Source organism: Streptomyces africanus, from assembly GCF_030816955.1.
In the GTDB taxonomy this organism is placed as follows: domain Bacteria; phylum Actinomycetota; class Actinomycetes; order Streptomycetales; family Streptomycetaceae; genus Streptomyces; species Streptomyces africanus.
The window spans coordinates 7,025,818-7,037,485 of the sequence record NZ_JAUSYP010000001.1; the positions used below are offsets into that span (position 1 = coordinate 7,025,818).

11 protein-coding genes and 1 pseudogene are annotated in these 11,668 nt (G+C 71.3%); 9 read left to right on the forward strand and 3 right to left on the reverse strand.

Features of this window, described 5'->3' with window-relative positions; genetic code table 11:
• Positions 1-2 precede the first annotated feature (2 nt).
• Positions 3-866, reverse strand: coding sequence for a phosphotransferase enzyme family protein (locus QF034_RS32345; protein ID WP_307178229.1), 864 nt, complete (start codon positions 864-866; stop codon positions 3-5).
• 178 nt (positions 867-1,044) lie between these two features.
• Between QF034_RS32345 and QF034_RS32350 the strand changes: the two genes are divergently transcribed.
• The 4 genes and pseudogenes from QF034_RS32350 to QF034_RS32365 all read left to right on the forward strand — a co-directional run bounded on the left by QF034_RS32350 (position 1,045) and on the right by QF034_RS32365 (position 5,371).
• The gene (locus QF034_RS32350) at positions 1,045-1,998 is read left to right on the forward strand and encodes a carbohydrate ABC transporter permease (protein WP_307178230.1); all 954 of its coding nucleotides are present in this window, start codon (positions 1,045-1,047) and stop codon (positions 1,996-1,998) included.
• Positions 1,995-2,828 carry a carbohydrate ABC transporter permease gene (locus QF034_RS32355; RefSeq protein WP_307178231.1) on the forward strand — a complete coding sequence of 278 codons (834 nt, stop codon included), beginning with the start codon at positions 1,995-1,997 and terminating at the stop codon, positions 2,826-2,828. Before QF034_RS32350 ends, QF034_RS32355 begins: the two co-directional genes overlap by 4 nt.
• The gene (locus QF034_RS32360) at positions 2,828-4,102 is read left to right on the forward strand and encodes an ABC transporter substrate-binding protein (RefSeq protein WP_307178232.1); all 1,275 of its coding nucleotides are present in this window, start codon (positions 2,828-2,830) and stop codon (positions 4,100-4,102) included. Before QF034_RS32355 ends, QF034_RS32360 begins: the two co-directional genes overlap by 1 nt.
• A gap of 29 nt (positions 4,103-4,131) precedes the next feature.
• A pseudogene (locus QF034_RS32365) lies at positions 4,132-5,371 on the forward strand (glycosyltransferase).
• A gap of 27 nt (positions 5,372-5,398) precedes the next feature.
• Here QF034_RS32365 and QF034_RS32370 read toward each other — a convergent pair.
• Positions 5,399-6,349, reverse strand: coding sequence for a zinc metalloprotease (locus tag QF034_RS32370; protein ID WP_307178233.1), 951 nt, complete (start codon positions 6,347-6,349; stop codon positions 5,399-5,401).
• 199 nt (positions 6,350-6,548) lie between these two features.
• On the opposite strand from QF034_RS32370, the gene QF034_RS32375 reads away from it, so the two are divergent.
• Complete coding sequence (locus QF034_RS32375) at positions 6,549-6,869, forward strand: hypothetical protein (protein WP_307178235.1); 321 nt, start codon at positions 6,549-6,551, stop codon at positions 6,867-6,869.
• Positions 6,870-6,928: 59 nt separating this feature from the next.
• On the opposite strand, the gene QF034_RS32380 is transcribed toward QF034_RS32375, so the two are convergent.
• Entirely contained in the window at positions 6,929-9,175 is a 2,247-nt protein-coding gene (locus QF034_RS32380; RefSeq protein WP_307178236.1) for an MMPL family transporter, read from the reverse strand.
• A gap of 327 nt (positions 9,176-9,502) precedes the next feature.
• Here QF034_RS32380 and QF034_RS32385 point away from each other — a divergent pair, with 327 nt between their 5' ends.
• The 4 genes from QF034_RS32385 to QF034_RS32400 all read left to right on the forward strand — a co-directional run bounded on the left by QF034_RS32385 (position 9,503) and on the right by QF034_RS32400 (position 11,668).
• Positions 9,503-10,051 carry a DUF1697 domain-containing protein gene (locus QF034_RS32385; RefSeq protein WP_307178237.1) on the forward strand — a complete coding sequence of 183 codons (549 nt, stop codon included), beginning with the start codon at positions 9,503-9,505 and terminating at the stop codon, positions 10,049-10,051.
• Between the two features lie 92 nt (positions 10,052-10,143).
• On the forward strand, positions 10,144-10,440 hold the full coding sequence (locus QF034_RS32390; protein ID WP_307178238.1) for a gas vesicle protein GvpO: 297 nt from the start codon (positions 10,144-10,146) through the stop codon (positions 10,438-10,440).
• Between the two features lie 125 nt (positions 10,441-10,565).
• A complete protein-coding gene (gene gvpJ, locus QF034_RS32395; protein WP_307180025.1) occupies positions 10,566-10,952 on the forward strand; it encodes a gas vesicle protein GvpJ in 387 nt (128 codons plus the stop codon).
• Entirely contained in the window at positions 10,949-11,668 is a 720-nt protein-coding gene (locus QF034_RS32400) for a GvpL/GvpF family gas vesicle protein (RefSeq protein ID WP_307178239.1), read from the forward strand. The genes gvpJ and QF034_RS32400 overlap by 4 nt, the downstream gene beginning before the upstream one ends.

Below are 11,668 nucleotides of genomic sequence, written 5' to 3' on the forward strand. Positions count from 1 at the left end.
GTTCAGAACGGATACCACCGCACCGTCTCGTCCCCCTCCCGCAGCGAAGCCACCCGCCGCCGGAACTCCGCCAGCGCCTTCGGATTGCTCGGCGCATGCTGCGCCACCCACGCACAACTGGCCGTCTCCCGGGCGCCACGCAGCACCGAGCACCCCTCCCACTCCCGCACGTCCCAGCCGTACGTTTCGGTGAAGGAGCCGTACGCCTCGTCCGGGAGCCCGTAGCGGTCGTGGGAGAGGGCCATCACCACCAAGTCGTGCTCGCGCAGGTCGGACGAGACCGTCTCCAGATCGACCAGAACCGGACCCTCCGGCCCCACATGGACATTGCGCGGCAGCGCGTCCCCATGGATCGGCCCCGGCGGCAGATGCGGCGTCAGCGCCGCCGCCTCCGCCGCGAACCCGTCCCGCCGCGCCCGCAGATACGCCGCGTCCGCCGGATCGATCGCGTCCCCGGCGAGCCGCAGCCAGCGCTCCACACCGCCCAGCAGATCGCGGGTCGGCAGATCGAAGGAAGGAGGGGGCGTGGCGTGCACCACCCGTAGCAGTTCGGCCAAATCCCGTGGCTCGGCGGACCGTACGGCGTCCGGCAGCCGGTGCCACACCGTCACCGGATGCCCTTCGACCAGCAGGGGCTCGGGCTCGGCCGCCCGTACCGCGGGGACACCCGTCTCGGCGAGCCACAGCGCGATGTCCAGTTCGCGCCGCGCCCGGTCGAGGAGTTCGGCGTCGCGGCCCACCTTGACGACCAGGTCACCGGCGGCGAACACCGCGTTCTCGCCCAGCGCGAGCAGCCGTGCCTCGCGGGCCGCACCGGGCAGCACCCCCGCCCGCGCCAGTACGCCCCGAGCCCGTGCCTCGTCCATCGTCCGCCTCCGTCGTCATGTTCGCCGCCGTCGTCCACGTCTTGCGCCGTCGGGTTCCGGCCATCCGCCGGTCAGTGTCGCATCGGCACAGGTCGGGCGGCGTGCGCGGTGCCTTGACGAGGCAGAACGCCTTCACGAACATGACCTGGCCGCCCGAGCCGTCAAAGGGGCTGATTCCGTGACAGTGGTGACCGAGGCTTCGCCCCCTTCGCCACCGAGGAGGCAGGCCGGCCGCAGACCCGGCGGGGGCCAACCCCGGCGGGCCGTCGACCACGGCGCCTGGGTCCTGGTGCTGCCCGCCCTGCTGCCCATCCTGATCCTCAGCGTCGGGCCGCTGCTGTACGGGATCCTGCTGGCGTTCACCGACGCCCAGTCGGGCCGCACCGAGCCGACCCAGTGGATCGGCGCCCTCAACTTCCGGGACCTGCTGCACGACACGCTGTTCTGGGAGTCGTTCCGGATCGGGCTGGTGTGGGCGGTCGGGGTGACCGTGCCGCAGTTCCTGCTCGCGCTGGGCCTCGCCCTGCTGCTCAACCAGGACCTGCGGCTGCGCTGGCTGGCCCGCGCCCTGGCGATCATCCCCTGGGCCATGCCCGAGGTCGTCGTCGGCATCATGTGGCGGCTCGTCTACAACCCGGACGCCGGCATCCTCAACGAGACCCTGCGCGACCTCGGCCTGGGCGGCGGCCGCGACTGGCTGAGCGGGCTCGCCACCGCGCTGCCCGCCGTGATCGTCGTCGGCGTGTGGGCGGGCATGCCGCAGACGACCGTGGCGCTGCTCGCCGGGCTGCAGAACACCCCACGCGAACTCCATGAGGCCGCGGCCGTCGACGGCGCGGGCGCCTGGCGCCGCTTTTGCACGGTCACCTGGCCCGCCCTCAGGCCCATCGCCCTCGCCATCACCGCGCTCAACCTGATCTGGAACTTCAACTCCTTCGCCCTGGTCTACGTCCTCACCAGCGGCGGCCCGGGCGGCCGGACCCGCCTGCCCATGCTCTTCGCGTACGAAGAGGCCTTCCGCTACGGGCAGTTCGGCTACGCGGCGGCGATGGGCTGCGTGATGGTGGCCGTGATCTCGATCGCCCTGGCCGTCTTCCTCGCCGGCCGTCTCAGGGGAGGTGACGACACGTGAGGGCCGGCACCCCGGCCCGCGTCGGCCAGTACACCGCGCTGCTCGGCTATCTGGTCTTCCTGGCCTTCCCGTTCCTCTGGCTGGTCTCCACCGCGTTCAAGCCGCCGCGCGAGCTGGGCAGCCTGCACCCGACGTGGATCCCCGAGAACCCCACCCTCGCCAACTTCCGGCAGGCCTTCGACGAACAGCCGCTGCTGCACGCCGCCCTCAACTCCCTGCTCGCCGCACTGGCAGCGGCGGTCGTCGCCGTGCTGATCGCGACGCCGATGGCCTATGTCGTCGCCCGGCGCCGCACCCGGCTCGCCAAGGCGGTGACGGGCTGGGTGGTGGTCAGCCAGGCGTTCCCGTTCGTGCTGCTGATCATCCCGCTGTTCCTCGTGCTGAAGAACCTGAGAATGATCAACTCCGTGCCGGGGCTGGTGCTGGTGTACGTGGTGTGGGCGCTGCCGTTCGCGCTGTGGATGCTCGCCGGGTACGTACGGGCCGTACCGCCCGAGCTGGAGGAGGCCGCGGCGGTCGACGGGGCGGGCCGGGTGCGGACGCTGGTGTCGGTGACGGCGCCGCTGCTCGCGCCGGGCATCGTGGCGACCGCGCTGTTCGCGTTCATCACCGCGTGGAACGAGTTCTTCTTCGCGCTCGTGCTGCTCAAGACGCCGGAGAAACAGACCCTCCCGGTGGTGCTCACCCATTTCATCGGCGCCGAGGGCGTCGCCGACCTGGGCCCGCTCGCGGCGGCGGCGTTCCTCGCGACGCTGCCCTCGCTGGTCGTCTTCGCGATCATCCAGCGGCGCATCACGGGCGGCATGCTCACCGGGGCGGTGAAGAGCTGATGCGCACACGCCTGCTGGCCCTGGTCCTCCTGCTGCTCCTCGCCGGCTGCTCCTCCGGCGGCACCCGCGACGACGGGCGGATCACCCTGCGCTTCCAGTCCCTGGCCTGGCAGGAGGAGTCGGTCGAGGCCAACAAGGAACTGGTGAAGGAGTGGAACGCCGCTCACCCGGGCGTCCGGGTCGAGTACGTCCAGGGCACCTGGGACAGCGTCCACGACCAGCTCCTCACGGCCTTCGAGGGCGGCGAGGCACCCGACATCATCCACGACGCCTCCGACGACCTCGCCGACTTCGCCTACGGCGGCTACCTCGCCGACCTCACCGATCTGCTGCCCGCCCGGCTGAAGTCGGACATTCCCCAGCGCAGTTGGGAGACCACCACCTTCGGCGACGGCGTCTACGGCGTGCCGTTCCTCCAGGAGCCGCGTGTGCTGATCGCCAACGCGAGCTGGCTCAAGCGCTCCGGGGTGCGGATCCCGACCCCTGAGAAGCCGTGGAGCTGGGCCGAGTTCCGCCGCATCACCGAACAGCTCAGCGGCCGGGGGAAGTACGGCGTCGCCTGGCCCCTGAAGGAGCCGGTCTCCGCCACGCTCAACCTCTCCCTGTCGACGGGCGGACGGCTCTTCCACCGCGGGGCCGACGGCAAGGTGACGGTCCGGTTCGAGGCGGCCGACCAGGTGGTGCCCCGCACCATCCGCGCCCAGGCCGGCACCGACCGCAGTGCCTCACCCACGACCCTGGGCAGCGGCGGCTCCGACACCCTGCCCGGCTTCTTCGGCGGCAGATACGCGATGGTCCCGCTCGGCTTCTCCTACCGCCAGCAGATCGTGCAGCAGGCCCCGAAGGGCTTCGCCTGGCAGGTGCTGCCCGCCCCGGCCGGCGCCGGGGGACTCACCCAGGGCGTCAGCCCGCAGACGCTGTCCGTCGCCCAGGACTCCCCGCACAAGAAGGAGGCCGCCGCCTTCATCGACTTCCTGCTGAGACCGGAGAACATGGTCCGCCTCGCCCTCGGCGACTGGATGCTGCCGACCGGCAGCCGGGCGCTGAACGACCCGGCCCTGCGCACACCCGAGCACGGCTGGGCGACGGGCACCGCGCTCGCCGCCCATCTGCGCCCGGCGCCCGCACAGACCGTACGGGGCTACCCCGAGTGGAAGGACAAGGTGGCGACCCCGGCCCTCCAGGAGTACTACAGCGGCGCCATCGGCCTCCGTGAGCTGCGCAAACGCCTGGAGAAGGACGGCAACCCGGTGCTGGCGCGCTACCAGCGCTGAACCCGCCGGCCCGGCCCCGTCAAAATTGATTGCACGAGACGTCTCGTCTCGCATACGGTCGGGCGCATGACCAGTCGCGCTCATATCGCCATGTTCTCCATCGCCGCCCACGGCCACGTGAACCCGAGTCTGGAGGTGATCCGCGAGCTCGTGGCGCGCGGCCACCGCGTGACGTACGCGATCCCGCCGGTCTTCGCGGAGAAGGTCGCGGACACCGGTGCCGAGGTGAAGCCGTGGCACTCGACGCTGCCCTCGCCCGACGACGACCCGGAGGCCTGGGGGAGCACACTGCTGGACAACGTGGAGCCGTTCCTCGACGACGCGATCCAGGCCCTCCCGCAGCTGATCGAGGCATACGAGGGCGACGAGCCGGACCTCGTCCTGCACGACATCGCCTCCTACCCGGCCCGCGTCCTGGCCCACCGCTGGGGCGTGCCCGCGATCTCCCTGTCGCCGGCCATGGTCGCCTGGGAGGGGTACGAGGAGGAGGTCGCCGAACCCATGTGGGAGGAGCCGAAGAAGACCGAGCGCGGCCGTGCCTACTACGCCCGTTTCCACGCCTGGCTGGAGGAGAACGGGATCACCCGGCACCCCGATGCCTTCGGGGGCCGTCCCGACCGCTCGATCGTCCTGATCCCCAGGGCGCTCCAGCCGAACGCGGACCGCGTCGACGAGACCGTGTACTCCTTCGTCGGAGCCTGCCAGGGCGACCGCACCGCCGAGGGCGGCTGGCAGCGGCCCGCCGGCGCCGAGAAGGTCGCGCTCGTGTCGCTCGGGTCCGCCTTCACCAAGCAGCCCGGCTTCTACCGGGAGTGCGTCAAGGCGTTCGGCGACCTGCCCGGCTGGCACCTGGTGCTCTCGGTCGGCAAGCACATCGACCCGGCCGGGCTCGGGGAGATCCCGGCGAACGTCGAGGTGCGCTCCTGGGTGCCGCAGCTGGCGATCCTCAAGCAGGCCGACCTGTTCGTCACGCACGCCGGGGCGGGCGGCAGCCAGGAGGGCCTGGCCACGGCCACGCCGATGATCGCCGTACCGCAGGCCGCGGACCAGTTCGGTAACGCGCAGGTGCTCCAGGGCCTCGGTGTCGCGCGCTGCCTCCCGACTCAGGAGGCGACCGGTGAGGCGCTGCGCGAGGCGGCTCTCGCCCTCGTCGACGACCCGGAGGTCGCCCGCCGCCTGAAGGAGATCCAGGCGGAGACGGCCCGGGAGGGCGGCACGCGGCGCGCGGCCGACCTCATCGAGGCCGAACTGCCCGCGCGCCGGCGGTAGTCGGGGCGGCCGTCGCCCGCCGGTCCGTCACACGGTGACGGCCTGGCGGGTGAGGGTCATGCGGGCGTGGTCGAGAGCGGCGTCCATGCGCGCCGCCTGCCCCTTGGTGAACATGAACATCGCGGCGTCGTCCGTGTAGTCCATGTAGTTCATGAACATGTCGCCGTTCGGTCCGTTGCCGCACGACACCTGGGGAAAGCCGGGTGTACCCATGTTGGGCCCGCCCTGGTTGGGGGTGTCCGCCACGAAGTCGCTGCCGCTGCAGCCCTCGTCGTCGTCGCCCCAGATGTGCCGCAGGTTCAGCCAGTGCCCGATCTCGTGCACGGCTGTGCGGCCGCCGTCGAAGGGCGCGGTGGCGGTACCGGTGGTCCCGAAGCCGGTGTGCGTGACGACCACTCCGTCCGTGGAGGCGGCACCGCCCGGGAACTGGGCGTAGCCCAGCAGCCCGCGGCGCAACTGGCAGACCCACAGGTTCAGGTAGACGTCCGCCGGCCAGGCGTCGTGGCCGCCGCTCAGGCTGAACTTGACCAGGTCGTCCGTGTCCCAGTCGGGAGTCGACGTCCGGGTCCGCGTGATGCCGTCCGTGGGGCGGCCCAGCGGGTCGGTCCGGGCGAGGTGGAACTGGACGCGCGCGTCGGCCACGAGGTCCTTCCAGACCTCGGGGACCTTGTCGACGTCCGGGTTGCTCGCGCGGAAGTCCTGGTTGAGCACCGCGATCTGACTGTGGATCTGGTCGTCGCCGATGTCCTGCTCGGGGGTGCTGTGCACGACGTGCACGACGACGGGGATGTCGACGAGGCTCTGCCGCGCGGTGCCCGCCTCCAACTGCTCGTAGGCGAACGCGGCGTTCTCGATCTGGGACCGGTTCCCGGCGTACTCGGGATTCTGGCTGAGGAGTCTGCGGTGCACCTCCATGGCGCCGCACCAGCGGCTGTAGTCGGCGGAGGTGACGCGATGGTAGGACTGCGCATCGGACATGTCTGTCCCTCGGGGGAGCTGGGGGGTGCGCCGCGCACGCGGCTGCGGAAGTGCGCGTGTGACACGCGCTGCGGAGGCGGGCGACGCCGAGTGGAGCGGCCGGTTGCCCGTTCCCTCCGGACCCATACACTGATAATCCTAGGCACTCAGATGGAAGACCGGCAATTTGGACTATCTGGGCGAATGAGGTGGCCGGGTCATGCATGAGCCCCCATCGGGCCTGTTCCGCTCGTGGGTCCATTCCTACGAGGAGGACCACGAGGACGTGCGGGTGTACCGGCCGGACGACCACCCCTTCCCGCCGGCGCGCGGGCGGCGTGGCATGGAGTTCGCGCCCGACGGCACCTTCACCGACCATCCGCTGGGTCGCGGTGACGCTCCCGGCGCCGTGCCCGGCCGCTGGCGGCTCGTGTCGGACCGTCACCTCGCGCTCACTTTCGGGGGTGCTCGCCCGGACCGGGAGCTGGAGATCGTGCGCTGCGACGAGGACGTGCTGCACGTGCGGCGGCTCACCGGCTGACAGGGCCCGCCGGTTCCCCCGGAGCCGACGGGCCCCACAGCGGCGGGGGAGCGGGGGGATCAGGCCCTGACGGGCTCGCCCTCGTCGTCCCGCGCCGCCGGTCCCGCGACCGCCTGCGGCGTCTCGTCGTGCGTGAGGTCGGGCAGCCGGTGCAGCCACGTGGGCAGGTACCAGTTGCGCTCCCCGAGCAGCGCCATCACCGCCGGCAGCAGCACGCCCCGGATGATCGTCGCGTCGATGAGCACGGCGGCCGCGAGGCCGACGCCCATCTGCTTCATGGACTGCATGGACAGCGTCCCGAAGATCGCGAACACGGCGACCATGATGACCGCGGCACTGGTGACGACCCCGGCCGTGGTGACCACGCCGTGCCGGATCGCGTCCTTCGTCGCCAGACCCCGCAGCCGCGCCTCGCGGATGCGGGAGACCACGAACACGTGGTAGTCCATCGACAGGCCGAACAGGATCACGAAGAGGAACAGCGGCAGCCAGGTGACGATCGCGCCGACGCCCTCCGCCCCCACCAGCGAGGCGCCCCAGCCGTGCTGGAAGACCGCGACGAGGATGCCGTAGGCCGCGCTCACCGACAGCAGGTTCAGCACGATCGACGTGATCGCGACGGTCAGCGAGCGGAACGACAGGAGCATCAGCGCGAAGGCGAAGACCACGACGAACGCGAAGACCGGGACGACGGCTCCCGCCAACTGGTCGTTGAAGTCCTTCGAGCCCGCGACCTGTCCGGTGATCGGGGCCTCGACGCCGTCGACCTCGCCGAGCGTGGCGGGCCGCACGTCGTCGCGCAGCTTGTCCAGGCTCGCGCCCGCCTGGTCGAGGTCGGAGCCGCCGACCAGCGGGACGGACACGACGGCGAGGTTCTGCGCGTCGTGCAGCTCGATCTCCACCGGGCCGCGCGAGGCCCCCGAACTGACCGCCCGCTCACGGAAGTCGGCCAGCGCCGACCGCACCTCGGGCGCGTTGATGTCGTCCGCCTTCACGATCACCTGGGCCGGGTCCGAGCCGCCCGGGAAGGCCTCGTTGAGCCGGTTGTACGTCTGCACGATCGGCAGCGAGTCGCCGAACTCCTGGTCCAGCGTGAGGTTCTGGGTCTTCATGCCGACCGCGGGAGCGGCGATGGCGAGCAGGGCACCGGTCGCCACGGCGACGGACACGACCGGCTTGGCGAGCACCCGCCGCAGGACGGCCGTCCAGAACCGGCTCTCCCCGTTGCCGCCCTGCTTGCGGCGCAGGAACGGGATACGGCCCTTCTCCACGCGCTCGCCCAGCAGCGACAGCAGCGCGGGAAGTACGGTCACGGACCCCACCATGGCCACGGCCACCACGATCAGCGAGGCCAGACCCATCGCCTCGAACTCGGCGAGCCCGGTGAACAGCATGCCCGCCATGGCCACGCACACCGTGACACCGGAGACCACGATCGCGCGGCCACTGGTCGCGGCGGCGATCCGCAGCGCGGTCTGCGCGTCCCGGCCCGCGGCGCGCTCCTCCCGCTCACGACGCAGATAGAACAGGCAGTAGTCCACACCGACGGCCAGACCGACGAGCAGCATCACGGAGTTCGCGGCGTCCGTCATCGGCACCGCGTGGCTGATCACCCCCATCAGGCCCATCGTCGCCATGATCGCGGTGAGCGCCAGCGCCACCGGCAGCAGCGCCGCCACCAGCGCGCCGAAGGCGATGAGCAGAATGCCGAAGGCCACCGGCACCGCGGAGTACTCGGCCTTCTTGAAGTCGTCCCCGAACGCGTCGTCGAACGTCTTCATCATGCTGGCGCCGCCGATCTCCTCGATCCGCAGCGACCCGTGGTCCTTCTGGACGCCCGCCACGGCCTTCAGTACCGGCTCGACTCGCTCACCGGCGGTGTCCGGCTCGCCGCGCATGTCGAACTGCACGAGCGCGCTGCGCCCGTCCTTCGAGATCGTCTTCGTGGTGTACGGCGAGGTCACGTGGGTGACGCGGCCGGTTCCCTCGACGGCCCGGACCACGGCCGTGACGGCGTCCCGGAACTCGGCGTCCGTGGCCTTCAGACCGGAGCCCCTGGCCTGGATCAGCACGGTCTCGCCGGCCGGTTCGTCGATGCCGGCGTCCTCGATGATCTTCGCGGCGGTGTGTGTCTCCCCCTTCAGCTGGTCGCTGTCCTTGACGTCGACCCGGCCCGCCGCCGAACCGAGCCCCGTCGCCAGGACGACGAACAGCACCCAGATCCCGACGGCAGCCCATCGGTGCCGGGCGCTCCAGCCGCCGGCCCGGGCGGCCAGGCCCCGCACCCGTGTTTCTCCGCTCCCCATGACGGGCTCGCCCCCTCGTGATGCGGGCGCGGCCCCCTGCCGCCCCCTTACGTTTTGAAGGTATGAGTCGGTTAAAGCCCGCACGTCGTGCTGCCCGGTGACGTAGACGGGCCGGACGTCATCCCCATGGCCCGAGCTCCCTCCCCACTGGGGAGGACCGGAAAGGACCGCGGTCCCTTACACCTATCGGTCTCCTCGGGTGTGTGGATCCTGAGCAGAAGGTTGTGCCCCGCGATGACCGGTGAGTAATTTACGGGGCTCGGGCAGTCGCCCGCCGGCCGTCGTGCCCACCCCCACGGGGCACGACGGCCGTCTTAGGGTGAGCGGATGACGACGACGTACGCGGCACTGTTGCGCGGAATCAACGTGGGCGGCAGCAAGAAGGTCCCGATGGCGGACCTGCGCACCCTCTTGACAGGCCTCGGCTACGAGGACGTACGGACCTACCTCCAGAGCGGCCAGGCCGTGTTCGCCTCCGGCCACGGCGACGAGGAGTCGCTGGCCGCCGAGATCACGCACGCCATCCGGAAGCACTTCGGTTTCGGCGTCGACGTGATCGTGCGCGACCACGCCTATCTGAAGGCGATCGCCGACGCCTGCCCGTTCCCGGCCGCCGACCTGGAGCCCAAGCAGCTCCACGTCACGTACTTCTCCGCCCCCGTGACCCCCGAGCGCTTCGCGGAGATCGACCAGTCCGCCTACCTCCCCGAGGAGTTCCGCCTCGGCGACCGCGCCCTGTACCTGTACGCCCCGAACGGCCTGGGCCGCTCCAAGCTGGCCGAACACCTCTCGAAGCCGCGCGTCAACAAGGGGATCGTCGCCACGACCCGCAACTGGAACACCGTCGTCAAGCTCGTGGAGCTGACGGGTACCTGAGCCCGGCCCCCTGCCCCGGTGACAAGGCCGACGGCACCGCACGTTTGGCCGAATCGCCCCCGCACGGGCCGGGGCCTTGGCACGGTAGGACCATGACGAGCACCGACGATCAAGCGACCCCATCCGGCCGTACGACGGCCGTCCAGGCCATGCGCGGCGCGGCGGCCCAGCTCGCCGAACTGCTCGGCACGACCCCCGACTCCGTCACCGCCGTCCGCCCGACGCCCGACGGCTGGACGGCCGACGTGGAGGTCGCGGAGCTGGAGCGGGTCCCCGACACCATGACCATCATGGCGACCTACCGGGTCACCCTCGATCCGGAGGGCCGGCTCCTGGGCTACGAGCGGATCCGCCGGTACGCCCGCGGCCAGCTCGACCGGGGCCGCTAGGGGGTGTTTCGGCCTCCCGCCGCTGAGACCCGTTTCGGTGTGTGCGTGAACACGCCCGCCGCCACCCCCGTACCTACGGGCGGCACGAGAACGAGTCTCGCGAGAGGAATCGCACCGTGACCGTCATGACGCAGACCGGCGGGACGCAACCCGCCGCCACCTCCAGCGGGTCGGGGACCGGTGGCCTCTTCGACATCCTCGAACTGATCCTGGACCGCGGGCTCGTGATCGACGTGTTCGTCCGTGTCTCCCTGGTCGGCATCGAGATCCTCAAGATCGACGTACGGATCGTCATCGCCAGCGTCGACACCTATCTCCGGTTCGCCGAGGCCTGCAACCGCCTCGACCTGGAGTCCGGCCGCAAGGCCCCCGACAAGCTCACCGACATCGTCGGCAACCTCGTCGAGAGCGGCGCCCGGGGCAAGACCGGCGGCGCGATCGGCGGCGCCATCGACGCGATCGGCGACATCTTCGACCGCGACGACAAGGACCGCCAGGAGGACGAGCGGTGAGCGGCGTCTACGTCTACGCCGTCACTCGCTCCGACCACCCCCTGCGGCTCGACGGCCTGCGCACCGTCGGCGGCACCGAAAGCCCCCCGCGCGTGGTCGTCCACGGCCCGCTCGCCGCCGTGGTCAGCGCCGCGCCCCCCGACCTGCGGCCCAAACGGCGCGACCTCGCCGCCCACCAGGCACTCCAGGAACGGCTCATGGCCGACGGCTCGGTCCTGCCCATGCGGTTCGGCCTGCTCGCCCCCGACGACACCGCCGTCCGGACGGCCCTGGAACAGCAGGGCCAGGACTACGCCCGAAGGCTCGGCGAACTGCACGGCACCGCCGAGTTCAACCTCAAGGCCGCCCACGACCAGGAAGACCTGCTGCGCGAGGTGCTCGACGGGTCGGAGGAGGCCCGCCGGCTCAACCAGTGCACCCGCGACGGCACCGGCAGCTACGAGGACCGCCTCGCCCTCGGCGAACTCGTCGCCCGACAGGTCGACGCCCGGCAGCGGCGGCAGGCCGAGGAGATCGTCGGACGGCTGTCCTCACTCGCCAGGTCCAGCGTCGTGGCGGACCCGGCCAAGGACGACTTCCTCAACGTGTCGTTCCTCGTCGAACACGCCCGCGCCGAGGAGTTCACCACGGCCGGCCGCCGCCTGGCCCAGGACTACGGCGCCGCCTACGACTTCCGGCTGCGCGGCCCGCTGCCCCCGTACAGTTTCGCCGCCTGA